Origin of the sequence: Nisaea sp., from assembly GCF_039990255.1 — a bacterium.
GTDB lineage: Bacteria > Pseudomonadota > Alphaproteobacteria > Thalassobaculales > Thalassobaculaceae > Nisaea.
This window is the reverse complement of sequence record NZ_JBDXGG010000018.1, coordinates 1,164,792-1,187,858: the sequence shown is the minus strand read 5'-3', so window position 1 is coordinate 1,187,858 and position 23,067 is coordinate 1,164,792. Positions and strand designations below refer to the sequence as shown.

Below are 23,067 nucleotides of genomic sequence, written 5' to 3'. Positions count from 1 at the left end.
GATCAGTCCTTTTTGTCGGCAGCTCCCTGCCGCTCGTATTCCGGCATCTGGACCGGAGAGTCCGCGTCATCATCCTCGTCGCCCCGTCGCGGCTGCATGTAAAGCAGCAACGGCACGGCTATAAAGATCGAGGAATAGGTCCCGATAATAACACCCCAAATCATCGCTAGTGCGAAATCGGCCAGCACGGCTCCGCCGAAGAAATAGATCGCTAACAATGCGAGCATGGTAGTGACCGAGGTCATCGTGGTGCGCGAGAGGGTTTCGTTGATCGAAAGATTGAACAAATCCGCGAACGTCATTTTCTTGTACTTGCGGAAATTCTCTCGCACCCGGTCAAACACAACCACGGTGTCGTTGATCGAGTACCCGGCAATGGTCAGGATCGCGGCAACCGTCGGAAGATTGAACTCGTGCCCGTTGAGAGCGAACAGTCCGAGAGTCGAGAACACATCATGGCTAAGCGCAATCAGGGCGCAGATACCGAACTGCCACTCGAAGCGAAACCAGATATAGATCAAGATGGCCGATAGCGCGCAGATAACTGCGATCAAGCCAGCTTCCTTAAGCTCCTCGCCAACGGTCGGCCCAACAAACTCGGTGCGGCGATATTCAACACCTTCACCCAGAGTCTCTTTCACCTTTTCGACGGCAGTAAGCTGTTCCGCTTCCGATCCGTCCTGTCGCTGAATACGGATCAGGACGTCGTCCTCGGCCCCGAATTCCTGAATGCTGACATCACCAAGCTCAAGACTACCGAGCGCGGTTCTTATCGACGGAATGTCGGCCGGACCGTCGGTCTTCACCTCCATCAGGATGCCGCCCCGGAAGTCGATACCGAAATTAAGGCCGTTGACGACGAGGCCGCCAAGACTGACCAGCATCAGCACAACAGAGAAAGCAAAGGCCTTATAGCGATTGGCAACAAACGGCACATTGGTTCCGTGGGGAACGATGCGAAGTGGTCTGAACATCTATCTATTCCCTCAAATCGGAAGTTCGATCGGCCGGCTGCGCCGCATCCAGAGCACGATGAAAAGGCGACTGACCAGCGTCGCTGTGAAGAGAGACGTCAGAATGCCGATGCCCAGTGTCACGGCGAATCCTTTCACTGGACCTGACCCCATGAAGTAGAGGAAAAGCGCCGCGAACAGGGTCGTCAGATTCGCATCGACGATTGTCCGGAATGCGCGCTGATAGCCGGCCTCGATGGAAGCCATCGGCGTTCGGCCGTTCCGGACTTCCTCACGAATACGCTCGAAAATAAGAACGTTTGCATCAACCGCCATGCCAACCGTCAAGACAATCCCCGCGATCCCGGGAAGGGTCAGGGTTGCCTGCAGGCTGGAGAGCACGGCCACGATCAAAGCCATGTTGAAGAACAGGGCGAAGTTGGCCAGCAAGCCGAAGAATCCGTAAGCGACGATCATGAAGCCGATCACCAGCAACATACCGATGACACTGGCAAACTTGCCGGCGGCAATAGAATCGGCACCAAGCCCCGGTCCGACTGTACGCTCTTCAAGAACCTGCAACGGGGCCGGAAGCGCACCGGCTCGCAGCAGCAGCGATAGATCCTGAACTTCCTGCACGGTGAAGCTGCCGGAAATGATACCGGAGCCGCCAAGAATAGCGGTCTGGATCACGGGCGCGCTGATGACCTTGCCGTCCAGAACGATGGCAAAAGGACGTCCGACATTTTCGGTCGTCGCTTTGCCGAAACGGCGGCCGCCAACAGTATCGAACCGGAAGCTGACGACGGGCTGTCCATCCTGGAAACTCGGCTGAGCATCAACGAGGTTCTCACCGCTGACCATAACACGCCGTTTAACAACGTAACTCTGCGGTGCCCCTGGGCGTTCGTTGGCTGCCGGCAGCAATTGCGAACCCGGCGGCACGCGGCCCTGAACTGCATCCTGAACGGACGCGGTCGAATCAACCATCCGGAATGTCAGTTTCGCGGTCTGGCCGAGCAACGCCTTGATCCGTTCCGGGTCGTCAACGCCCGGCAACTGCAACAGAATACGGTCTTCACCTTGCCGTTGGATCGTCGGCTCGCGCACACCGGTCTCATCAATGCGCCTGCGCACAATCTCAATCGATTGAGCAATGGCCCGTGCTTTGAGATCGCGCATCGCAACTTCGGTCAGCGTGATCCGGATCGTATTTCCGGCCCCGGTTTCCGTTTCCGTCTCCGGATCGATCCTGCGGACAGACTGTCTCGCTTTTTCAAGATCTTCGGGATTTCGAACTGTGAAGTGGACCGCATCGCTCGCCACACCAAGACCACGATAGCCGATCCGCTCCTGGCGCAGGTTGCGCCGGGTCTGATCAACAATGGCTTCCAGCCGTTCGGCAACGACAACATCCACGTCGACTTCGAGAAGAAGATGTGAGCCGCCCTGCAAATCAAGACCGAGATTGATCTTCTTACCAGGAAGCCAGGAGGGAAGAACCTGGGTCAGATCGCGCTCAATCACGTTTGGTACTGCGTACAGGACACCCAAGGCGCAGACCAGCGCAACGAGAACGGTTTTCCAAGGCTGAAATTGGAGCATCTTTATGTGCCTCTAGCCATGACGGCCATCGCCATAACGGGTCATCGGATATGTCAGCGGCGCCCGTGAGGGCGCCGCGAAGACTCTTACTTTTTGTCGTTGGATTCGGTCGTCGCGGGTTCGGTTTTCGCGCGAACGTCGGAGAGCATGCTCCGGGCAACGCGGACCTTCACACCTTCGGCGATTTCCACAAGGATCTCATCTTTATCGTCGATCACCTTGGTAACCGTCCCGATCAGCCCGCCATTGGTGACAACAACATCATTCCGGCGGACTTTGGACAGCATTTCCTTGTGCTCTTTCACCCGCTTTTGCTGCGGACGGATAAGCAAGAAATAGAAAACAACGAAAATCAGGACCAACGGCAGAAATGCCATTACATCGAAGCCGCCGCCGAGACCGCCAGCCGCTTGGGCATAGGCTGGTGAAATGAACATCAAGTTCTCCCAATTCAAACGCAAAGATCAGCACGATCACTATCGATTTTCGCGCACACTTCGCTCACATAGTCGCTCCCAGGCGTCTCGGCCAGCGATTTCCACTGGAACACGCCGAAAACTCGGAACGGCGGACTATACCGGTCCGGCGCGCTTTTTCAATGGCCGGAAAGCCCGTGGAAATCACAGGCCGGGGAATTGACGGACAGGCGGCGTATGATACCTTCCCGCCGCGCCGGTAACTTGGCCGGTTGAAAGCTTCGACGATTCTTCTTTTTCAAGGTCCAGTGACATGTCCGACGCCCGAGAGCTTGAGATTCTCGCCCGTATTGCCGACGCTCTAGAGCGTATCGCACCGCCGCCCGCCAAGGCCGCTGATCTCAGCGATGCAGAAGGCTTTGTCTGGAATGCGCAAGCGGGTCAGGTCGATCCAGTCAAGCGGATCAATCGCGTCGATATATCTCTCCTGAAGGGGGTTGGGCCTCAACTTGACCAGCTGCGCGAGAATACGGACCGGTTCGCCCGTGGCCTGCCCGCCAACAATGCATTGCTCTGGGGCTCACGCGGCATGGGCAAGAGCTCTCTGGTCAAGGCAGTGCATGCCCAGGTAAACGAGAAGCGAGACGGCATCCTGGCCCTCGTGGAAATTCACCGTGAGGATTTGGAAACGCTTCCGCGCCTACTTAACCTCGCACGGGATACGGAGCGTCGTCTGATCGTGTTCTGCGACGATCTCTCCTTCGACTTCGCCGATAATTCCTACAAGTCGCTGAAGGCCGTTCTTGAAGGCGGCGTCGAGGGCCGTCCCGACAATGTGCTCTTCTACGCGACGTCCAACCGCCGGCACCTGATGGCCCGCGACATGATCGACAATGAACGCTCTACGGCCATCAACCCCGGCGAAGCGGTCGAGGAGAAAGTCTCGCTTTCGGATCGCTTCGGACTCTGGCTCGGCTTCCATTCCTGCGATCAGGACACCTTCCTCTCCATGATCGAAGGCTACGCCTCGGCCTATGATCTGCCGATCAGCTCGGAAGAGCTGTTGGCCAAGGCGAAGGAATGGCAAGTCACCCGTGGCGCCCGTTCCGGGCGTGTTGCCTGGCAGTTTATTCAGGATCTGGCCGGAGATCTCGGCAAGAAGCTGACCTGATTGACCAAAGTCTCAGATGCTATCGAGATATTGGCGCGGATCTACAGCCCGCTTTTCCCGACGCACCTCAAAGTGCAGCTGAGGCTGATCCACACTGCCGCTTGAGCCCACTGTCGCGATGGTTTGGCCTCGCTGCACAATCTCACCGCGTTTCACCAGCAGGCGGTCACAGTGGGCGTAGGCCGTGATCCAGCCATTTGCGTGCTTCAGCAGCAACAATTTGCCGAATCCGGGAAGCCCGTCCCCCGCATAAGCGACCACACCATTGTCGGCGGCCGTCACCGCAGCACCGCGCGGGGCGGCGATATTGATGCCGTCATTATGAAGCCCGCCCTTGCGTGGTCCGAAATTTGCAATAATTCTCCCCCGAACCGGCCAACGGAACTTTGAACCCGCGCGTTTCGGCGGTCGAATCTTCGCGACCTCAAGGCCGGTTTTAGCCTTGGTCGCCGGGACGGGCGCCGCACGGGGTTTTACAACGGGGGGCCGAAGCACAACTGTTTGTCCCGCTGACGGAGCAGCGTTTCGCGGATTAAGCCGCGGCAAGGCAACAGTCCCAGGTGACAGCAGCGCCGTTCGGGTCGTGCTACCGCGACTGCCAGGCCCCTTTGGAAGTTGCGGGGCGCTAAGCGATGTTCTGGTGTTGGAGGCGACGGTCGCGTCTTTAGCGATCTCCTGCGATGGCAGACGCATCTCCTGTCCAACCCGGATCTGGTAAGGCGGCGTGATGTCGTTCATCTGCACGACCGTACGCATATCGACATTGAAGCGCCGGGAGATCGAGAAAACCGTGTCTCCCTGCCGCACCACATAGCTGCTCGGTGCCGGCAGACGCAGGTCCTGCCCTACATAGAGTTTGTAGGGTGGCTGAAGCTGATTCGCGAGGATGATGTCCCGCACCGGAACACCGTATCGCCGGGAAATCTCATAGACCGTGTCTCTCGGGCCGGCACTGATCCTCCCACCAGATGGGATGGCAAGATGAGACGACGCTTTTCCTGAAGGGCTATAGGCAAGACGCGGTGCGCCCGCGCCGCAGGCAGCGAGCAGACTGGCCAAAACAAGAAGGGCCAACCAATTTCTAATACGTGGGAACGTCATTGCCATGGTGCGAGTTTAGGTTTTGCAAAGCACCTTCTCAAGCAGAGCTGACAGGTCCGCGCCAGGAGCCGCTCAACACTGGAACAGTCAAGCGCTGTCCCGCACTTCGCTCTCGACCAGAGGCACGAATCGCACCGGCAGAAGGCATTCATCCTCAATTCCGTCCTCTGTCCGTGTAAAGCGATGAATATGCTGGGTGCCGTCTTGCGGGCCGATCGGAACGACCATGATACCGCCCTCGCCCAGTTGCTCCAGCAAGATTTCCGGCACGCTTTCCGATGCCGCCGTGACGAGTATGCGATCAAACGGTGCCTGTTCCGGCCAGCCCTTGCTGCCGTCACCGACCCGGGTCACCACTTTATGCAGGTCTAGAGCTTCGAAACGCTCTTTCGCTTCATCAGACAGGGTGGGATGCCGCTCTATCGTGTAGATACGACGTGCCAGACGGCCCAGAATCGCAGTCTGGTATCCAGACCCGGTGCCAATCTCGAGAACCTTGCAGCGATCGTTGATAGTGAGGGCCTGCGTCATGAAGGCGACCACGAAGGGCTGGCTGATTGTTTGGCCGGCCCCAATGGGTAGCGCCCTGTTGTCGTAAGCAAAGGTCTTGATAGGCGCCGGGATGAAGATTTCCCTCGGAACGCGCTCAATAGCGCCCAAAACGGCACTGTCGGCGATCCCCTCGCGCCGCAGCTCCATGATCAGGCGTATCTTGCTTTCCTCAAGAGTCATCGCTGCTCAATCAGTTGAGTGTGCCAGTTGAAACGCACCCTGAAGCGACTTCAGAGTCTCATTGTCGGTCATGTCCATCTTGATCGGTGTCACCGAGATGTAGCCTGCATCGACTGCAGCGAGATCGGTACCCTCCGCGTAAGGCTTCATGCTTTGCATATGCCCGATCCAGTAATGCCGTGCGCCGCGTGGGTCTGTCACCTCCATAATATCGTCGCCACTTTTACGACGGCCCTGAGACGTGAGACGGATGCCTTTAACCTGCTCTGCGGGAACAGGAGGGAAATTAATATTTAGCAGTGTGTTAGCCGGAAAACCTTCATGCAGAATTCGGCGCAATAAATTTGGCCCATAGCATTCAGCCGGGGTCCAATCCGCCGGTTGGCCCTCGATCAATTCCTGACTGAAAGCAACAGCAGGTACACCAAGGATGGTTGCCTCCATGGCAGCCGAGACCGTGCCAGAATAGGTCAAATCATCTGCCAGATTGCCATGCCGGTTCACGCCGGACAGCACAATGTTGGGGCGCTTACCTTTCATCAGCTCATTTACAGCGAGCAGCACGCAATCAGTCGGTGTGCCGTTCACGGAGAACCAGTTGGGTTGATGCTCACGGGCCTGCAGGGGACGTCTGAGGGTAAGGGAATGCCCTGCCCCGCTCTGTTCGCTCTCCGGCGCCACAACCCAGACATCTTCCGAAAGTGATCGGGCAATCCGCACCAGGACCTGAAGCCCCGGTGCGTAATAGCCGTCATCGTTCGAAATCAGAATGCGGGCTTTGCTGACGTCGAGAGGCCAAGTCATGTTTCGCGCTCCTGTCAGCCCACGGCCGAGATCTTTTCCAACCCGCCCATGTAGGGGCGCAGCACCTCCGGAATACTGACGGAGCCATCTGCTTCAGCATAATTTTCCAGCACAGCAATCAGTGTCCGGCCAACCGCAAGCGCAGAGCCGTTCAGCGTATGCACGAACCCGTTTTGCTTACCGCCATCGACACGGTAACGGGCTTTCATCCGGCGGGCCTGGAAATCGCCACAGTTGGAGCAGCTTGAAATCTCCCGGTACATGCCCTTACCGTCGTCCTGCCCCGGCAACCACACCTCTATATCATAGGTCTTGCGCGCGCCGAATCCGGTATCCCCCGAACAGAGTGTGACGACACGATAAGAAAGCCCGAGGCGCTTCAGCATTTCCTCGGCGCAACCGGTCATCCGCTCATGCTCTTCAATTGATTTATCGGGATGCGTGACCGAGACCAGCTCGACCTTGCTGAATTGGTGAAGCCTGATCATGCCGCGCGTATCCCGGCCAGCAGAGCCCGCTTCCGAACGGAAACACGGCGTATAGGCCGTGAAGCGTAACGGCAGTTCCTCTTCTGCCAGGATCTTGCCAGCTGCGATATTGGTTAGCGGTACTTCTGCAGTCGGGATCAGCCAATGATCCCCTGTGGTTTTGAAAAGATCCTCGCCGAACTTCGGAAGCTGGCTCGTGCCGTAAAGCGCTGTATCCCGCACGAGATAAGGCGGCGACACCTCCGTATAGCCGAACTCTCCCGTATGGATATCGAGCATGTAGTTCGCCAGGGCCCGCTCCAGACGGGAAAGCTGGCCGCGCAGCAACGAGAAGCGAGCGCCCGAAAGCTTCGCCGCTGTCTCGAAATCCATCATGCCAAGACCTTCGCCGATGGCGACGTGGTCCGGAGAGGCTTCGTTCGGACGGTGAGCGTCGCCGACAGTGCGCAGCAAGACGTTTGCGCTCTCGTCGGGGCCGTCCGGCACATCGTCGTCCAGCACGTTCGGCAAGCCGGACAGCACGGCATCCAGCTTCTCGGAATGGACACGCCCCTCTTCCTCAAGGCTTTGCATCCGATCCTTGATATCGGCAACTTCCTTCATCAGGGCATCGGCATCGCCGCCCTGGGATTTCACCTTGCCAATTTCCTTGGAAGCTTCGTTACGGCGCTGCTGCAGGCTCTGCAGCTCGGTTGTCGTATCGCGCCATTGCTTGTCGAGGGCTTGGATAGCGTCGGCCTGCGAGGCAAATCCGCGGCGCGCCATGGCCTTGTCGAAGGCCGCTCCGTCCTCGCGAATCCATCTGATATCGTGCATCTCACACGTCCATTCTGTTCGGAATTCCGGTTTGATCTTATAGGCAGTGCCACCCGACGGGTCCAGCGGCAGGCCCCGATCCGTTGCCGGGGCGCCGCATGGTCAGGTGGCGGTGCTAGACGAGGTCTCGTCTTCGTCCTCATCATCTTCGTCGTCATCAGCCTGCTGGCCGCGCTTTTTCTCGATGATGCGCGCGCCGATGATCGAGATCTCATAGAGAATCGCAACCGGAATGGCGAGCAGGACCTGGGAGATGACATCCGGTGGCGTCAATATGGCGGCGACGACGAACGCGATGAGAATCGCGTATTTCCGCTTCTTGGCGAGCCCCTTGGAACTCACCATGCCGACCTTTGCCAGCAGGATGATGAGTACCGGTAGCTCGAAACATACGCCAAAGGCGAAGATCAGACGCATGACCAGAGACAGGTACTGATCGACTTTCGGCTCAAGAACCAAAGGCAGTGAGCCGTCAGTACCCGGATGTTCAAAGCCTAGGAAGAATTGCCAAGCCAGCGGGATGACCAGATAATAGACCATGGCCGCACCGATAGTGAACAGGATCGGCGTCGCGATCAGAAACGGCAGGAATGCCGTCTTCTCATCCTTATAGAGTCCGGGAGCGATGAAGCTCCAGATCTGCATCGAGATGATTGGAAAAGCCAGACAGGCTGCCGCAAAGAAGCCGACTTTAAGGTAGGTGAAGAAGGCCTCGTGCAGTGCCGTGTAGATCATCCTGCGGCCCGGTTCACCCTCGGTCAGACTGGCAAGCGGCTCGACCAGAAACGCGAAAATCGGCTCGGCGAACGCATAGCAGACGAAGAAGGCGATAATAAAAGCGGCAAAAGAGTAGATCAGGCGGCTGCGCAGCTCCACAAGATGGTCGAGCAGAGGCATCCGCTTTTCTTCAGTATCCTCAGTCATGGATCATTGTCCTGCCGCGGCGCTTTCCGGCGCGTTCTTACCGTCTGATTTTGAGGGTTTAGCCTCGGTCGGTTCAGCAGTAACAGGGGCTTTCGCATCCTGTATGCTCTCGGCTTCTATCTCATCCGGCGCCGATTCGACCGGGCGTGACGACGCCACATCCCGCGCCTGACCGGCGATCCGCTCCATCTCCTTCTTGGTGTCCCCGCCCGGGTCCACCAAGTCGGTGACGCGCTTTCCGAAATCGCCGCTGGAGATGCTTTTGGCTTCCTTGCGGAGATCGTCGAGTTCGGCTTCGCGGGCGACTTCTTCCAGACTACTCTGGAAGTCACGGGCAATCGTACGTGCCTTTCGGATATAGGAGCTGACCGAGCGCACGAGTCGCGGCAAGTCGCGGGGCCCGACAATGACCACCGCGACAAACGCGATCAGCATAAATTCCTGCCAGCCGAGATCAAACATCAGCGCATACCATTATTCACGCCACGGCACCTGATGGCCCGTACGTGGTTCGTTTCCGGCATTGTGGCCGGTTAACCAGCGGATTTCGTCAGCTCTTCTGTGCTTCGTCAGCCTTAGGCTGCGCAGCAGCAGCGGGCTGCTCGGCATTTAGGCTCTTCGAGGAATCGCCCTCGGATGCCTGATCGCCATCCTCGTCCTTAATGCTTTTCTTGAAGTTGCGCAGACCTTTGCCGAAGTCGCCCATGAGCGAGGAAATTTTCCCGCTTCCGCCGAAAAGCACGACGACGACCAGCAAAACAACGAGCCAATGCCAGATACTACCGAAACCCATGAGCGAACGCCCCCGTCTGTCTAGATTAGTTACGTCCCGTACTAGGACTTTTGCCGTATATAGGCATGATCATGGGTCCTCTGCAACGTCCAGCGGGGCATTTGGCCAAACGAATTCAGTCTTCCTGCGCGGGAAACACGAAGATTTGCCCCGGGTCGAAATCTACCCGCAGCCGCGTTCCTACATCCGGCAGGAATATACCGGGCATTCGGGAGTGGAAATGCCACTCTTTTGTACTGCCATTCTCACCTGACTGAACATGCAGATGAATCAAGCTGCTGCGCCCAAGCAGACGTGCCTGCATGACCAGAGCCGTATAGTCACTCTGACTGGCCTGAGACGTGGTCACATGCAGTCCCTCGGGCCGGACCACCACTGTTGCCTGCGAGCCTTCCGCAAGATCCCCGGCGACAGCTGGTCCAACCGGTGTTGCGACGTGACCATCTCTCACCGGTCCGGTAAAGGCATTCACTTCTCCGAAGAACCCGGCAACAAACGCCGAGTCCGGATAGCAGTATAGACTGTGCGGAGAGCCTTCCTGCTCGATCCTTCCGTCACGCATCACAGCGATCCGATCCGCCATGAACATGGCTTCCTCTGGATCATGGGTGACCATCAGCGTGGCGGCACCGCTCTCCTTCAGGAGATGAAGGACATCGTCACGAACCTGAGCCCGAAGCGCGCTATCCAGCCCTGAATAAGGCTCATCCAGCAGAATGATCCTTGGATTAGGAGCAAGTGCCCGTGCGAGCGCGACGCGCTGCTGTTGACCACCGGACAACTCATGCGGAAATTTGTCGGCGGCACCATGCATACCGACACGCCGCAATTCAGTAAGCGCCTTCTCCCGGCGAACCGGCTTCGCGAACTCGGAGAGACCGAAAGCCACATTGTCGATGATGTTCAGGTGCGGAAACAGCGCGTAATCCTGAAACACGAGACCAATTCCGCGTTCCTCTGGCGGCGTCTGTAAACCGGGTCCAGCGACTTCTGTATCGCCCATCAATATTCGGCCGGTTTGGAGCGGCTCGAGACCGGCTGCTATGCGAAGCGCCGTTGTTTTCCCGCAGCCTGAAGGCCCCAGCAGACAAAGCACTTCACCCTGCGCGATATCCAGAGTCAGGTCATCGACCACGCGCATACCGTCGAACTGATGGCTGACGCTTTCCAAGCGAAGAACAGACGTCATTCTCCGCTCCCGCTCCAGATGCCGGAAAGTATTGGCGCTTTACGCTTCGAAACGCGATTAATTTGCAATGTCATGACACACAGGGAGGTATCAGAAGGCACACGTGCGCTCAAGCACCGAGGCATCACAACAACTCAAGAAGAGCGAGCCTATGCGCCGTCATCACTTTCCAGAAGATCGAACTGCCCATCATCCTCACCATCGCCGTCGTCCGGCTCAATGCCGTCTTCTTCCCCCATGGCGATTGATGTCAGGCCGGGCCGTTTGTCCAGCATCCCAGTCGCCTTCAATTCTTCCAGCCCCGGCAGGTCACTAAGTGCCGTCAGGCCGAAATGATCAAGAAATGCCTCCGTCGTACCCCAGGTCAATGGGCGCCCCGGCACCTGACGCCTGCCCCGCGGTTGAATCCAGCCGGCCTCAAGCAACGCATCGAGCGTTCCCTTGCTGACTGCAACGCCCCGAATTTCCTCGATATCCGCCCGGGTAACCGGCTCGTGGTAAGCAACGATGGACAGGGTTTCAACCGCCGCGCGGGACAACTTCCTGCGCACAGCCATCTCGACCCGTAGCGCATCTCCAAGATCGGGCGCGGTTCGGAAAGCCCAACAATCCTTGACCTGCACCAGATGAACGCCGCGCGTGGAGTAGCGAGCCTGCAGGATTTCCAAAATACTTTCAGCGGAAACGCCATCGGGTAGACGCTCGGCAATTTCGGAGATCGGCAACGGGTCTTTACTCGCGAACAACAGAGCTTCAACGATTCGTTCAGATCGGCTTGGGCCGGAATTCTCGGATGTATCAAAACTCACGCATCGCCCTCCCGGGAGCGAAAATAGATCGGGGCGAAGGTCCCAGCCTGATTGATCTCCGCCTTTCCGTCCTTCACCAACTGCAGAGAGGCAACAAAGGTCGAGGCAACGGCAGAGCGCAGACGAAGGCCTTTGCGCAATCCGCTCGGCAGGAAAGAAAACAGGGTTTGCCATTCCGGCACGGCGCCGAGAACACGGCTGAGGCGCTGGACTGCATCCTCAACGGAGTAAAGGTGGGTTGCCTCAATGCGCAGGGCCAACCTGTCGTGGCGCACCCGATGATCCGCATAGGCGCGCAGCAATTCATATAGCGTCACGTCGTAAATCGGACGCCTCCGGACGGAAATGCTTTCCCCCTGCCCTCTGGCAAAGAAGTCCGCACCAAACTGTGGAAGGGACATCAGCGCCTGACCGGCCTGTTGCATCGCCTCCAGGCGCATGAGCTGGAACCGCAAGGCTTCCGCCATCTCTTCCGGGCTCTGCTCCTCCTCTTCCTTCTCGTCAGGCGGCAGAAGCAGACGCGATTTCAGATAGGCGAGCCAGGCGGCCATCACCAGATAATCAGCGGCGAGTTCCAGGTTGAGTTTCTGGGCCTGATTGACGAAGCCGAGATACTGCTCCGCGAGTTGCAGGACGGAAACATGAATGAGATCGACTTTCTGATCCCTGGCAAGTTGCAGCAGAACGTCGATCGGTCCTTCGAAACCATCGATATTCAGGAACAGTGAAAGCTGAACCGGCTCCCGCCTGCGGCGGTGATCCGGAAACGGGCTTTCGAAACTGTCACTCATTGCCTGCCTCAGATTTGCCCCGTGAGCATCAAAATAAAGTGTAGCAGATTTTTGACGCCGAACATGACGATCTGCATGGCGTAACTGAGATCGACGCCGATCTCGCGGCCAATATAGGGCAGCAGAAACATCAGGCCGATGACAATGAAAAGGCCGAAACGCTCAAGCTTGGAGTAGCGGACAGCTAACTCATACGGCAGGAGACCAGTGACGATCCTTCCGCCGTCAAGTGGCGGAATCGGCAGCAGATTGAATACAGCCAACACAAGATTGAGCAGGATGCCGTTGATCAAGGTCGCTTGCCACCAGGCGCTGAACCATTCCGGAAACCAGGAGACAGTGTGCAATAGTACCGCTGCGCAAAAGGCCAGCACTACATTGATGGCCGGACCGGCTGCGGCGACCAGCATCATGTCGCGGCGCGGGTTATTCAATCGGGACACTGCAACGGGCACCGGTTTAGCGTAACCGAAGACGAAGGGTGTTCCTGCGAGAGCCCATCCAGATATCACGCAGAGAACCGGCAGGATAATTGTGCCAAACCGATCGATATGAGCGAACGGGTTCAGGGTTACGCGGCCCATCAGGCGGGCTGTTGGATCCCCCAGCATATTGGCGACATATGCATGCGCCGCCTCATGCATCGTGATCGCGATCAACACTGGTAGCGCCCAGATAGAGGCCGTGAAAAGGACGTTGGAAATCAGGTCTTCCATAAGGGTTCCGTCTATTCCGCGCCGGTCAGCGCAACAAATGACGCAAGAAGCTCTTCGTGCACCACCGGTTGGGCCTCCCGCCGGATACGTTCGAGGAAGCCCCGCACCATTTCCGCACGGGAAAGAGCCTTGCCGGACAGAACCGGAGCCGCTCCGGCGACTGCCTGCATCTCCGTCATATCGCCATTGCAGTGCAGAACAACGTCACATCCTGCCTCAAGTGCCTTAGCGGAAGAGATCTCCAAAGGATCAGCGAGCGCCTTCATGGAAATATCATCGGTCATCAGCAGACCGTCGAAGCCGATTTCCTTGCGAATTATATCTCTGATCACGACCGGCGATACCGTGGCCGCCCGTACCGCATCGAACGCTTCGTAAACGACATGCCCCGTCATCGCCATCGGCAGATCCCGAAGGTCCCTGAACGGAGTAAAGTCGATAGAAGCCAGTTCGTCCCGTTCTGTATCGTCTCTCGGCAGGGAATGGTGACTGTCGACACCTGCCCGGCCATGTCCCGGAATATGTTTCATCACCGGCGCCACTCCGCCGGCCGCAAGGCCCTCTGCCTGCGCGCGTCCTAGGCGGGAAACGATTTCCGGTGTGTAGGCAAAAGCTCGATCACCGATAACGTCATGAGCGCCATCCTGCCGGACATCAAGCAACGGCAGACAGTCGACATCGACGCCACACTCCGTGAGTTCCGCTGCTATCAGGCGGGCATTGATCCTTACAGCTTGCTCCGCGCGGATCGGGTTATCTGCGTAGAGCACGCCAAACAAGGCTGCCGGCGGTGCGGCACGCCATTGTGGTGGCTTCAGACGCTGAACGCGTCCGCCTTCCTGATCAATCAGGACCGGCGCGTGTCGGCCGACACAGTCGCGCAGATCTTCGGTCAGCATGCGGATCTGCGCGGGACTTTCGCAATTCCGCTGGAACAGAATAAACCCAAATGGATCGATATCGATAAAGAACTGGCGCTCGGCCCGGCTGAGTTCCGGTCCTGCACAGCCGAGGATCAAGGCGCGCATTGGCGTTTTCCTGTCTAGCGTTTTACCACGAGGCAGGCCTGACCTTTTTCTTTAAGGGCAGTACAAGTATCTCGCGCGGCCTTTTCACTCAACGGTCCGCCCTGCACCCTGAAAAATACCCCGTTGGAGGTCGTCACACGCTGGTAAGTTGGCCGGAGTGCGCCAAGCAAAGCAGCATTAGCCGCTTTCACTCTGTTCCATTCCTTCGCGCCTGCATCCTCGCTCCGCAAGGCGGCGATCTGGATATTGAAACCGCCTGCGGCGACTGGTGCAGGTACTGGAGCAGGTGCCGGTGACGGTTTGGGTGTCTTTGCCGCGATGGTCTTCGGCGCGAGAGACGTGACCGGGGTTTCGACCTTCGCAGCAGGAACAGCGGGCGGCGGCGGAACAAGTGTTTTCGGCGCCGTGTCCGCAGTTTTCTTCGCCGGTGGAATCACAGCGGTTGCCGTCGAGGTCGGATCCGGGGACGGCGTCGCATCGGGCACACTCGGCGTCGGGGATTCCGCAGCCAGTGTCGCATCATTCGTCGGGATCGAAAGGGGTTCTGGCGGCGGCAGCGGCGTCTCGGGTGGGGGCAACAGGCGTTCCACCCGGCTCTCGCTGTTCTGTGCACCACGGCCGGAGCCCAGATCGTCGAGCACCAGCTTGTCCTGATGCGGAACTTCCATTCCGCCCGGAGCATCAGGCCGGACCTTTGACGGCGTTGCATCGGCTTTGATTAGCGGTGCAGCGGTTTCACTACCTATCCGGCGCCCCTGATCATAGGCGTACCAGACGATGCCCGCAAAGGCTGCAACCGCGAGCGTTGCGGCAATGATCGTCAATCCCCTCCCCTTGGTCTTTTCTTCCGACATGAGTGGCGGTGGGCCAGGACGGTCCTCTTCCTCGATCATTCGCGGCCGTTCCGGCGCTCCCGAATGCAAACTCATGCGCGCAGCTCCTCCACAGGCTCAACCCCGATCACTGACAGGCCGGACGCGAGGACGGTCTGCGTTGCCCGAACCAGAGCCAGCCGGGCCATAGTCAACTCGCGGTCATCGTCGACCAGGAACCTCAAAGTCGTGTCTTCCTTGCCCCTGTTCCACAAACTGTGGAAACCGGTGGCAACCTCGCCAAGAAAGAAAGCGATCCGGTGCGGTTCGTGCGCTTCCGCAGCACCTTCAACCGTACGAGGCCATCCGAGTAACAGTTTCATGAGACCAAGCTCGGCAGGATCGGTCAAGCGGTCCAGCACTACCGGCGCCAATCCGGCACAGGAAACATCCGTACCCTCAAGTGCTTCAGCGGCATGTCTTAAGACGGAATGACAGCGCGCATGCGCATATTGCACATAGAAAACCGGGTTTTCCCGGCTTTGCTCGGTGACTTTCTTGAAATCGAAATCGAGGGTCTGGTCGTTGCGCCGGGTCAACATGATGAAGCGCAATACGTCCTTGCCTACCGAATCGATGACATCGCGCAGGGTCACAAAGGTTCCCGCGCGTTTCGACATCTTCACAGGCTTGCCGTCATCCATCAGATTCACAAGCTGACAAAGCTTGACGTCCAACGCGCCCTTGCCATCGGTCACGGCCTTCACCGCAGCCTTCATACGCTTAACGTAACCGCCGTGATCCGCCCCCCAGACATTGATCATCTCGGCAAAGCCGCGGTTGTATTTATCTAGGTGATAAGCGACGTCATTGGCGAAATAGGTCCAGCTGCCGTCAGACTTCTGGATCGGCCGGTCGACATCGTCTCCGAACTGCATAGCCTTGAACAAACGCTGCGGGCGCGGCTCCCAGTCATCCGGCTGCTTGCCTTTAGGCGGCTGCAGGACGCCGGTATAGAGCAGGTCGCGGTCCTCCAACGTCTGCATCACGGCATCGACAGAATCGGCCTCGACCAAAGCTTTTTCGGAACTGTAAATCTCGATATCAACGCCGAGCCCTGTCAGATCCTCCTTGATCCCGTCCATCATCATCGAGATCGCAAAGGCGCGCACTTCAGGAAGCCACTCCTCGTCCGGGGACTGCATCCATTTTCCGCCATCGCGCGCCGAAAGAGCCTCACCGACATCCTTCAAATATTCGCCCGGATAGAAACCTTCGGGAATGGAACCAATATCCTCTCCCCGCGCCTCCCGGTAGCGGAGATAGGCAGAACGGGCCAAGACATCTACCTGAGCGCCAGCATCGTTGACGTAATACTCGCGGGTTACGTCGAACCCTGCCTTGGTCAGCAACGAGGCCAGCGCGTCCCCAATCACGGCACCACGGGCGTGAGCTGCGTGCAGCGGGCCTGTCGGGTTGGCGGAAACGTATTCCACCATCACCTTCTTGCCTGCGCCGATATCAGACTTGCCGTACTCCAAGCCTTTTTTCAGCAGTCCGGCAATGCCGCTGCGCCAGAACCCGTCGACGATGCGAAGATTGATGAACCCTGGTCCAGCGATCTCTGCCTCGCTCACCTCGTCCCATGCTCGCATCTTAACGATCAGCAACTCGGCAATATCGCGCGGCTTCATTTTAGCGGGCTTGGCCAGCACCATGGCGGCGTTCGTGGCAATGTCGCCGTGGCTCGGATCGCGCGGGGGCTCAACGCCGGCCCGGCTGATATCCATGCCCGAGGGTAGTGCTCCCTCGGCAACCAGCGCCTCAATCGATGCATCAAGTTTGTTCTGAAAGTATCTGAAAACGTTCATTTAAGTCTTCGCGTTTAGATCAAAAAGACGAGCATGCTCAATCACTGCAAAGCGGTCGGTCATGCCTGCGATATAGTCGGCGACAAGGCGCGCCTGTTTGGTATCGTCAATCTGGCCCGGCTGGTCGTTGCCGGTGCGCTGCCATTGCGCCGGAAGGCAATTAGGCTCTGCCATCAGCAACTCGAACATGTCCGTTACCACCCTGCGGGCCTTGCTGGCCATGCGATTCACTTTGTAGTGACGATACATGTTGTGGAACAAAAACGCTTTCAATGTCCGGTTTTGTTCCTCCATTTCGGCGGAGAAAGCAATTAGCGGAACGGGCGCACTGCGGACGTCATCGGCGGAATTTGGACGGTGTTCTGAAAGTCTTCGCCGCGTTTCGCCAAGCAAATCCTCGACCATGGCGCCAATAAGACGGCGGACAATCTCTTGCACCATTTTGGCGCGGGAGAGGGTCCCGTAACTTTCCATTACTTCCGAGACGATGGGGCCGATCAATGGCACATCGCGCATTATTTCGATATCGAAAAGATCTGCATGCAGCGCATCGTCAATATCATGCGCGTGGTACGCTATATCGTCGGAAAGCGCCGCGATCTGGGCTTCTGCGCTGGCAAAACCACTTAACTGCAAAGAAAGTTTCGAATCCAACTCGGTAATAATCGGTGGTACGTCACCAACTCCGTCCCGATCAGTCAGCGGGCCGTTATGCTTGATGATACCTTCGATGGTTTCCCACGTAGGGTTAAGGCCATCAAATGACGCATAGCGCTGTTCCAGAAGAGTGAGAACCCGAACGGTCTGCACATTGTGATCAAAGCCACCATAAGGCTTCATCACGGCGTCCAAAGCGTCCTCGCCGGCATGGCCGAACGGCGTGTGGCCGAGGTCGTGCGCAAGCGCCAGGGCTTCCGCCAGATCCTCGTTCAGGCCTAGGGAACGGCTGATCGAGCGGGCTATCTGCGCCACTTCAAGGCTGTGAGTCAGCCGGGTGCGGTAATAATCGCCCTCGTGATAGACGAAAACCTGGGTCTTGTATTCCAGGCGCCGGAAAGCGCCGGAATGCAAAACCCTATCCCGGTCTCTCTGGAACGGTGTGCGCTCACGTGCTTCCGGCTCCGGGAACTGCCGGCCGCGGCTGTTCCTGAAATCCGCAGCATAGGGCGCGAACTGCTGTTTGAACGTCCAGTTTTGGGACTCGGGCATTTACGGGGACCAAGTGCGATTCGAACTGGGCGGAACCTACTCTCGGGCGCACTTCTGCGCAATGCCAAGGGCCCGAAAACAGTTGAATTCAGGGCCTGAAGCATTACTTTCTCATCAGGGACGTGATTATGATCACGGTCATAAATTTGAACGCGATGATCGGAGCGGCGATGAGCCTCACTGAAAACCATGGTGACAGTGCTGTTGCAGCACCTCCGGGTGCTGGTGTGCGCAGCTTCGGGTTAAGCGAAAGCGCGGCCCGGCGGATCAAGGTCCTGCTGGACATGGAAGAGAATAGCGACGGCAAATTCATGCGCGTCGGCGTCGAGGGCGGCGGCTGCTCCGGCTTCCAGTACGATTTCGGTTTCGACGATGTGATGAAAGATGACGACCACGTGTTCGAGAGCCACGGTATGAAAGTGATTGTGGACGATACCTCTCTCGACCTGCTGGATGGTGGCGTGCTCGATTATGTCGACGAATTGCTCGGCGCCTATTTCCAAGTTACGAATCCGAATGCCTCATCTTCCTGCGGCTGCGGTACGTCCTTCTCTCTCTGACCGACGCTAACGCACCGGTTTCCTTGATATCAGGCAAAGTACCTTGGCCGCGCGACGGAGCGTGGGCAAACTGACAGTTCGTACTCTCCAAGCTCCTTCGGAACGGATTCCCCATGAAAGCGGCCACATGGAACGTCAACTCGGTCAAGGCGCGGCTCCCGAACCTGCTGGAGTGGCTCGACAGCTTCCAGCCGGACGTCGCCATGCTCCAGGAAACCAAAACCGTCGACGAGAACTTCCCACGCCTCGAGATCGAGGAACGAGGCTACAAGATCCTGGCGCACGGGCAGAAGAGCTATAACGGCGTCGCCATTCTCTCTAAGCACGAAATCGAGGATCCTCTGATAGGACTGCCCGGCGATGACAGCGATGAGCAAGCTCGCTATGTCGAAGGCACCATCTCCGGTATCCGTTTCGCCTCGATCTATCTGCCGAACGGTAATCCCGTCGCGACCGAGAAATTCCCCTACAAGCTGGGCTGGATGAATCGTCTTAAGGTTCGGGCGGAACAGCTCCTGCAACGCGAAGGCCCGGTCGTGCTCGCCGGCGACTACAATGTCGTGCCGATGGATGAAGACGTGCATGATCCGGCCGGCTGGGCCGACGATGCGCTGTGCCAGCCGGAATCCCGCGCCGCATACCGCTCCATTCTCAATCTCGGCTATGCCGACGCCTACCGGATCTACAGCACCGCACCGCACCGCTACAGCTTCTGGGATTATCAGGGCGGCGCCTGGCAGAACGATCACGGCGTGCGGATCGACCACCTGCTGCTTTCGCCACAAGCAGCCGACCGGCTGAAAGCCTCCGGCATCGATTCAGGCCCGCGTGGCAAGCCCAAAGCCTCGGACCACACCCCGGTCTGGATTGAACTAGCGGCGTAATTAGATTACGTCGTCATCGCTTTTTAGACGTCATCCCGGCCGGAGCCGGAACCTAGATGATCATAGAGCTCTATTGGCCTTCCTTGGGTCCCCGCGTGCGCGGAAGCCGATTTAGAGTGAGCTCAACCCGCCTTAAAAGGCTCCCCCAGCGGCCGTGTCCTCAGCCCTTCACGCAGATGTTTCCACGGTAGCGCCGCCGGATCCGCCAGAACTGGGCCCGGAGACGCACATTCGATGATTTCCGCGGCAATCGGTGCGAAATCAGCGCGGTAGTGCACCGAGCTTTTGTTCACAAGGATCTTCATTTGTTCCGGCTCGATTCCAAGGAACCGGTACATCATCCGATCCGCCATCTGCACCTTGCGTGAGCCGACCAGAACCTGCACGCCATTGATGCTCACCCGCGCGGATGGACCCAGTCGCAATTGACTGCCTGAATAGAACGGCCCGGTCGCCGTAAACTCGCCATCCGACAATGCCTCGACCCGGAACGTACCGTCGAAAGGGGCGTCTCCCGGGACACGGGACTTGCCACCGAGAGACAGCACCACGTCAGCCCCTTCACCGGCCTCATGCGCGGTCAGAGCCGCCTCTGCATCGACCACAAGGCCGATAGCAGCTCCCTCGGCGCCGTTGCGTACCAATGCACGCAACAGCCCCATCGTATCGCTGTCGGCGCCGCCGCCGGAATTGTCCTGCACATCCGCAATGACAACCGGGCGGTCCGCCGAGGCCGCAACCCTCATTGCTTCACGCACGGCTTCGTCCGGATTGGGCAAGGCGGCCGAGAAGTCTGCCTCCTTGGCGCAAATGGCATCAACCAATTGTTTCACCGACTGTTTCACACCTTCCACGGTGTCTCCATAAGCAAAAACAGAGGCGCCGCAATGATGGATATCGGTTGCCGGGAAGCCCGTTGCAAAGGAGAGCGAGACGCCATGTGCCGCCTCCAGGTCCGGGATCATCGCGTAGAGGCCGGCAGCAGGCTCTGCCATTGTGCATTGCCGGACCAGCGGCATCAGAAAAGGAATTTGCTCGAAAGTGTGGACGGGTTTGCGGCCTGACTTCAGGAGAGCATCCAGCCGGCGCGCGACCCGCCCCCCTGTATCAGCCATATCGATATGCGGATAGGTCCGGTAGGCGTCGAGCCCGTTAGCCCGGGAGACCATTTCCGGCGTGACATTGGCATGCAGGTCGAGGCTGGCCAGAACCAGCATATCCTCGCCGACGAGCGCACGTATCCGGCGCAGCAGCTCTCCCTCACCGTCTTCATATGTCTCCGTCGCCATCGCGCCATGCAGGCAGAGATAGATGGCGTCAGCCGGCAGGGCCTCTTCAATGCCCTTCAGAACCAACCCGGCGATATGTTCGTAGGCGTCGTCCGTTACATGGGCGGAGGGAGACGCTGCGGCCCAGCTCGTCGGCACCAGCTCATGTCCGAGCTTTTGGGCCTGCTCGATAAAGCCCGCGACGGACAGGTTGATGCCTTTGACGGCTTCGAACAGTGGCGCGCCCGTGACCAGTGCTGGCCAGCTTCCGGGGCTGGTGAAAGCGTCCAGTCCCGCCTTGCTTGGCCCGAATGTATTAGTCTCGTGCTGAAAGCCGCCGATGATGATCCGCGCCATTCTGGCTCTCCTGTCCGATTGAGATGGCTAAACTAGTTGATGCCGATGGCGCCGCAGAGTGCGACCCAGACGTCCTGGAGGATGTAGCTGTCCCGCACAAATGGCAGGACGGCCACGCAGATGAGAAGAAAGGCGACAAGACCGATAAACTCGGAGCTACGCCAGCGGCGCGGCTCCTGTTCAATCCCGGTCCTGTCTCCGTGCTGTACCATTCAGATTCCGTACCCTCGGGGATGAGGCGGCGTTGGCAGACGGTGCATCTGCCTGTAATCAATGCATGACATCGCATGACATCTTAATCATGGGCCGTGCGCGATAGCAATTTGCCCGGAACCATTCTTCTGGAACCGCTCCGGTTCCAAAACCCGACCGACTGAGGGACTGACAGGCATGTGCGCGAGGGAATATCTGACGTTCGACGATAGCTGGGCCGGGTATCTGCGCTGGTCGCACCGTTTGCCGCCCGCACCGCCGCCCGTCACGCCGCGCCGGATAAGCGGCATTGCCGAGATCATTGACGATTTTGACGCCGTGATCCTCGACAATTTCGGAGTTCTCAGCCTCGGCCCGCCGGTCATCCCCGAGGGTCCTGCGGCTTATGAGTGTATTCGCAAGGCAGGCATTGCCGTCCGCGTCGTCTCGAATGACGGCTCAAAGAACATCGCGGCGATGTGCGAAAGCCATCGCACACGAGGTTATATGTTTGACGAATCGGAAATTTTCGCCGGTGTCAGCCTGCTGGAAAGCATGCTTAAGAGTGGAGGAGATGGTTTCTGGGCGGCTATCGGCCTCGATCCCCGCCTTATCCCTCAAGGAGGCCATGACATTCGTGCCTGGCCGGGTAACAACGTAAATGTCGACGAGGCCTCCGGCCTGTTGCTGCTCGATTGCGATGATTTCTGGAGAAAGGATTTCGCGCCGATCCTCGAGAGCTTCAAGCGCCATCCCCGCCCGGTCATAGTCGGCAACCCGGACCTGACCGCTCCCTATACTGACGCAATGAGTCTGGAGCCCGGATTTCTCGCGCATCAACTTGCCGACGAAGCGGGAATAGAGCCTGTGTTTTTGGGCAAACCCTTCGCCCCGGTTTACGAACTTGCCATGCACGACCTGGCCCATATCCCGCCGGAGCGAGTGCTTTGTGTTGGCGACACACTGCACACTGACGTACTCGGTGGTCGGGCACGCGGCATGAAAGCCCTATTGGTCGAAACTGGTTTCACACGTGGAAAAGATCCCCTCAGACTTGCAGAAGAAAGCGGAATCTGGCCTGATTTCATCGCACCGTCGATTTAATCATGGAGCGACCGCATGCATGCGCCAGTTCTCTTGCTATCGATGCTCTTCTGTCTGACCGGCTTTTCCAATGCCCCAATAGCGGCAGAAAAGGAGCCAATCGTCGTCGAGGGCGAGGCCCGCGTTATTGATGCCGGGACCATCCAGATAGACCGAAACGTGATCCGATTGTTCGGGATTGTTGCACCGACCCCCCGTCAGAAATGCCTGCGCGGCTCCTTGCCCTGGCTCTGCGGCGCCGCTGCAAAGAAGCATCTTCAGAAACTGGCGGATCGCAAGCAGGCGCGCTGCGTCGCCGTGGAGACCTTCAACGCCCGATGTATCGTTAATAGGAAGGATCTATCGAACGAGATGGTGCTGTCCGGCTGGGCAGTTGCCGATGAAGCGGGCGATGCCTACAGACCTGCCGAACAAAAAGCCCGCGCCGGGAAGCGCGGGCTTTGGGAAAGTGTTCCGGACTAAGGTGTTAGCAGC

25 protein-coding genes are annotated in these 23,067 nt (G+C 58.2%); 5 read left to right on the top strand and 20 right to left on the bottom strand.

Annotated features, from left to right (window positions below; genetic code table 11):
- Positions 1-2 precede the first annotated feature (2 nt).
- From secF to yajC, 3 genes are all read right to left on the bottom strand, one after another.
- A complete protein-coding gene (gene secF, locus ABJ076_RS15865) occupies positions 3-974 on the bottom strand; it encodes a protein translocase subunit SecF (RefSeq protein ID WP_348185058.1) in 972 nt (323 codons plus the stop codon).
- Between the two features lie 12 nt (positions 975-986).
- Positions 987-2,558, bottom strand: a complete 1,572-nt coding sequence (gene secD / locus ABJ076_RS15860) for a protein translocase subunit SecD (protein WP_348185056.1) — start codon at positions 2,556-2,558, stop codon at positions 987-989.
- 86 nt (positions 2,559-2,644) lie between these two features.
- Positions 2,645-2,995: a preprotein translocase subunit YajC gene (gene yajC / locus ABJ076_RS15855; protein WP_348185054.1), complete on the bottom strand. Its 351-nt coding sequence runs from the start codon at positions 2,993-2,995 to the stop codon at positions 2,645-2,647.
- A gap of 292 nt (positions 2,996-3,287) precedes the next feature.
- Between yajC and ABJ076_RS15850 the strand changes: the two genes are divergently transcribed.
- Positions 3,288-4,145: an ATP-binding protein gene (locus ABJ076_RS15850; protein WP_348185052.1), complete on the top strand. Its 858-nt coding sequence runs from the start codon at positions 3,288-3,290 to the stop codon at positions 4,143-4,145.
- Between the two features lie 12 nt (positions 4,146-4,157).
- On the opposite strand, the gene ABJ076_RS15845 is transcribed toward ABJ076_RS15850, so the two are convergent.
- From ABJ076_RS15845 to ABJ076_RS15775, 15 genes are all read right to left on the bottom strand, one after another.
- Entirely contained in the window at positions 4,158-5,219 is a 1,062-nt protein-coding gene (locus tag ABJ076_RS15845; protein WP_348185050.1) for a LysM peptidoglycan-binding domain-containing M23 family metallopeptidase, read from the bottom strand.
- A 114-nt stretch (positions 5,220-5,333) separates the two neighbouring features.
- On the bottom strand, positions 5,334-5,978 hold the full coding sequence (locus ABJ076_RS15840) for a protein-L-isoaspartate(D-aspartate) O-methyltransferase (RefSeq protein WP_348185048.1): 645 nt from the start codon (positions 5,976-5,978) through the stop codon (positions 5,334-5,336).
- A 6-nt stretch (positions 5,979-5,984) separates the two neighbouring features.
- Complete coding sequence (gene surE, locus ABJ076_RS15835) at positions 5,985-6,782, bottom strand: 5'/3'-nucleotidase SurE (RefSeq protein ID WP_348185046.1); 798 nt, start codon at positions 6,780-6,782, stop codon at positions 5,985-5,987.
- A gap of 14 nt (positions 6,783-6,796) precedes the next feature.
- Positions 6,797-8,086, bottom strand: coding sequence for a serine--tRNA ligase (serS, locus tag ABJ076_RS15830; protein WP_348185044.1), 1,290 nt, complete (start codon positions 8,084-8,086; stop codon positions 6,797-6,799).
- A gap of 102 nt (positions 8,087-8,188) precedes the next feature.
- The gene (gene tatC, locus ABJ076_RS15825; protein ID WP_348185042.1) at positions 8,189-9,010 is read right to left on the bottom strand and encodes a twin-arginine translocase subunit TatC; all 822 of its coding nucleotides are present in this window, start codon (positions 9,008-9,010) and stop codon (positions 8,189-8,191) included.
- A 3-nt stretch (positions 9,011-9,013) separates the two neighbouring features.
- Positions 9,014-9,472, bottom strand: coding sequence for a Sec-independent protein translocase protein TatB (tatB, locus tag ABJ076_RS15820; protein ID WP_348185040.1), 459 nt, complete (start codon positions 9,470-9,472; stop codon positions 9,014-9,016).
- A gap of 88 nt (positions 9,473-9,560) precedes the next feature.
- Positions 9,561-9,803: a twin-arginine translocase TatA/TatE family subunit gene (gene tatA / locus ABJ076_RS15815; RefSeq protein ID WP_348185038.1), complete on the bottom strand. Its 243-nt coding sequence runs from the start codon at positions 9,801-9,803 to the stop codon at positions 9,561-9,563.
- Between the two features lie 115 nt (positions 9,804-9,918).
- On the bottom strand, positions 9,919-10,992 hold the full coding sequence (locus ABJ076_RS15810; protein ID WP_348185036.1) for an ABC transporter ATP-binding protein: 1,074 nt from the start codon (positions 10,990-10,992) through the stop codon (positions 9,919-9,921).
- Positions 10,993-11,141: 149 nt separating this feature from the next.
- Positions 11,142-11,801, bottom strand: coding sequence for an SMC-Scp complex subunit ScpB (gene scpB, locus ABJ076_RS15805; RefSeq protein ID WP_348185034.1), 660 nt, complete (start codon positions 11,799-11,801; stop codon positions 11,142-11,144).
- Entirely contained in the window at positions 11,798-12,592 is a 795-nt protein-coding gene (locus ABJ076_RS15800; protein ID WP_348185032.1) for a ScpA family protein, read from the bottom strand. Before ABJ076_RS15800 ends, scpB begins: the two co-directional genes overlap by 4 nt.
- An 8-nt stretch (positions 12,593-12,600) precedes the next feature.
- The gene (locus tag ABJ076_RS15795) at positions 12,601-13,308 is read right to left on the bottom strand and encodes a site-2 protease family protein (protein WP_348185030.1); all 708 of its coding nucleotides are present in this window, start codon (positions 13,306-13,308) and stop codon (positions 12,601-12,603) included.
- Positions 13,309-13,319: 11 nt separating this feature from the next.
- A complete protein-coding gene (nagZ, locus tag ABJ076_RS15790; protein ID WP_348185028.1) occupies positions 13,320-14,336 on the bottom strand; it encodes a beta-N-acetylhexosaminidase in 1,017 nt (338 codons plus the stop codon).
- Positions 14,337-14,350: 14 nt separating this feature from the next.
- The gene (locus ABJ076_RS15785; protein ID WP_348185026.1) at positions 14,351-15,265 is read right to left on the bottom strand and encodes an SPOR domain-containing protein; all 915 of its coding nucleotides are present in this window, start codon (positions 15,263-15,265) and stop codon (positions 14,351-14,353) included.
- Positions 15,262-17,019 carry an arginine--tRNA ligase gene (argS, locus tag ABJ076_RS15780; protein ID WP_348185024.1) on the bottom strand — a complete coding sequence of 586 codons (1,758 nt, stop codon included), beginning with the start codon at positions 17,017-17,019 and terminating at the stop codon, positions 15,262-15,264. The genes ABJ076_RS15785 and argS overlap by 4 nt, the downstream gene beginning before the upstream one ends.
- Complete coding sequence (locus ABJ076_RS15775) at positions 17,020-18,228, bottom strand: deoxyguanosinetriphosphate triphosphohydrolase (protein WP_348185023.1); 1,209 nt, start codon at positions 18,226-18,228, stop codon at positions 17,020-17,022. It abuts the gene before it with no gap.
- Positions 18,229-18,398: 170 nt separating this feature from the next.
- Here ABJ076_RS15775 and erpA point away from each other — a divergent pair, with 170 nt between their 5' ends.
- Positions 18,399-18,788 (top strand): iron-sulfur cluster insertion protein ErpA, encoded by a 390-nt coding sequence (gene erpA, locus ABJ076_RS15770; protein ID WP_348208897.1) that lies wholly within the window; start codon positions 18,399-18,401, stop codon positions 18,786-18,788.
- Between the two features lie 113 nt (positions 18,789-18,901).
- Positions 18,902-19,672 carry an exodeoxyribonuclease III gene (gene xth / locus ABJ076_RS15765; protein WP_348185019.1) on the top strand — a complete coding sequence of 257 codons (771 nt, stop codon included), beginning with the start codon at positions 18,902-18,904 and terminating at the stop codon, positions 19,670-19,672.
- Positions 19,673-19,794: 122 nt separating this feature from the next.
- On the opposite strand, the gene ABJ076_RS15760 is transcribed toward xth, so the two are convergent.
- On the bottom strand, positions 19,795-21,297 hold the full coding sequence (locus ABJ076_RS15760; protein ID WP_348185017.1) for a M81 family metallopeptidase: 1,503 nt from the start codon (positions 21,295-21,297) through the stop codon (positions 19,795-19,797).
- A gap of 32 nt (positions 21,298-21,329) precedes the next feature.
- Positions 21,330-21,509 carry a hypothetical protein gene (locus ABJ076_RS15755; protein WP_348185015.1) on the bottom strand — a complete coding sequence of 60 codons (180 nt, stop codon included), beginning with the start codon at positions 21,507-21,509 and terminating at the stop codon, positions 21,330-21,332.
- 178 nt (positions 21,510-21,687) lie between these two features.
- Here ABJ076_RS15755 and ABJ076_RS15750 point away from each other — a divergent pair, with 178 nt between their 5' ends.
- Positions 21,688-22,593, top strand: a complete 906-nt coding sequence (locus ABJ076_RS15750) for an HAD hydrolase-like protein (RefSeq protein WP_348185013.1) — start codon at positions 21,688-21,690, stop codon at positions 22,591-22,593.
- Positions 22,594-22,608: 15 nt separating this feature from the next.
- Complete coding sequence (locus tag ABJ076_RS15745) at positions 22,609-23,055, top strand: thermonuclease family protein (protein WP_348185011.1); 447 nt, start codon at positions 22,609-22,611, stop codon at positions 23,053-23,055.
- Positions 23,056-23,067: the final 12 nt, after the last annotated feature.

What these genes read in the sequence shown, in the direction of transcription:
- tatC (WP_348185042.1), bottom strand. Translation starts at nt 9,010, where the DNA reads ATGACTGAGGATACTGAAGAAAAGCGGATGCCTCTGCTCGACCATCTT.
- yajC (WP_348185054.1), bottom strand. Translation starts at nt 2,995, where the DNA reads ATGTTCATTTCACCAGCCTATGCCCAAGCGGCTGGCGGTCTCGGCGGC.
- serS (WP_348185044.1), bottom strand. Translation starts at nt 8,086, where the DNA reads ATGCACGATATCAGATGGATTCGCGAGGACGGAGCGGCCTTCGACAAG.
- secF (WP_348185058.1), bottom strand. Translation starts at nt 974, where the DNA reads ATGTTCAGACCACTTCGCATCGTTCCCCACGGAACCAATGTGCCGTTT.
- tatA (WP_348185038.1), bottom strand. Translation starts at nt 9,803, where the DNA reads ATGGGTTTCGGTAGTATCTGGCATTGGCTCGTTGTTTTGCTGGTCGTC.
- ABJ076_RS15810 (WP_348185036.1), bottom strand. Translation starts at nt 10,992, where the DNA reads ATGACGTCTGTTCTTCGCTTGGAAAGCGTCAGCCATCAGTTCGACGGT.
- ABJ076_RS15755 (WP_348185015.1), bottom strand. Translation starts at nt 21,509, where the DNA reads ATGGTACAGCACGGAGACAGGACCGGGATTGAACAGGAGCCGCGCCGC.
- ABJ076_RS15850 (WP_348185052.1), top strand. Translation starts at nt 3,288, where the DNA reads ATGTCCGACGCCCGAGAGCTTGAGATTCTCGCCCGTATTGCCGACGCT.
- secD (WP_348185056.1), bottom strand. Translation starts at nt 2,558, where the DNA reads ATGCTCCAATTTCAGCCTTGGAAAACCGTTCTCGTTGCGCTGGTCTGC.
- ABJ076_RS15840 (WP_348185048.1), bottom strand. Translation starts at nt 5,978, where the DNA reads ATGACTCTTGAGGAAAGCAAGATACGCCTGATCATGGAGCTGCGGCGC.
- ABJ076_RS15800 (WP_348185032.1), bottom strand. Translation starts at nt 12,592, where the DNA reads ATGAGTGACAGTTTCGAAAGCCCGTTTCCGGATCACCGCCGCAGGCGG.
- argS (WP_348185024.1), bottom strand. Translation starts at nt 17,019, where the DNA reads ATGAACGTTTTCAGATACTTTCAGAACAAACTTGATGCATCGATTGAG.
- surE (WP_348185046.1), bottom strand. Translation starts at nt 6,782, where the DNA reads ATGACTTGGCCTCTCGACGTCAGCAAAGCCCGCATTCTGATTTCGAAC.
- ABJ076_RS15775 (WP_348185023.1), bottom strand. Translation starts at nt 18,228, where the DNA reads ATGCCCGAGTCCCAAAACTGGACGTTCAAACAGCAGTTCGCGCCCTAT.
- ABJ076_RS15750 (WP_348185013.1), top strand. Translation starts at nt 21,688, where the DNA reads ATGTGCGCGAGGGAATATCTGACGTTCGACGATAGCTGGGCCGGGTAT.
- tatB (WP_348185040.1), bottom strand. Translation starts at nt 9,472, where the DNA reads ATGTTTGATCTCGGCTGGCAGGAATTTATGCTGATCGCGTTTGTCGCG.
- erpA (WP_348208897.1), top strand. Translation starts at nt 18,399, where the DNA reads ATGAGCCTCACTGAAAACCATGGTGACAGTGCTGTTGCAGCACCTCCG.
- ABJ076_RS15760 (WP_348185017.1), bottom strand. Translation starts at nt 21,297, where the DNA reads ATGGCGCGGATCATCATCGGCGGCTTTCAGCACGAGACTAATACATTC.
- nagZ (WP_348185028.1), bottom strand. Translation starts at nt 14,336, where the DNA reads ATGCGCGCCTTGATCCTCGGCTGTGCAGGACCGGAACTCAGCCGGGCC.
- xth (WP_348185019.1), top strand. Translation starts at nt 18,902, where the DNA reads ATGAAAGCGGCCACATGGAACGTCAACTCGGTCAAGGCGCGGCTCCCG.
- ABJ076_RS15785 (WP_348185026.1), bottom strand. Translation starts at nt 15,265, where the DNA reads ATGAGTTTGCATTCGGGAGCGCCGGAACGGCCGCGAATGATCGAGGAA.
- ABJ076_RS15745 (WP_348185011.1), top strand. Translation starts at nt 22,609, where the DNA reads ATGCATGCGCCAGTTCTCTTGCTATCGATGCTCTTCTGTCTGACCGGC.
- ABJ076_RS15795 (WP_348185030.1), bottom strand. Translation starts at nt 13,308, where the DNA reads ATGGAAGACCTGATTTCCAACGTCCTTTTCACGGCCTCTATCTGGGCG.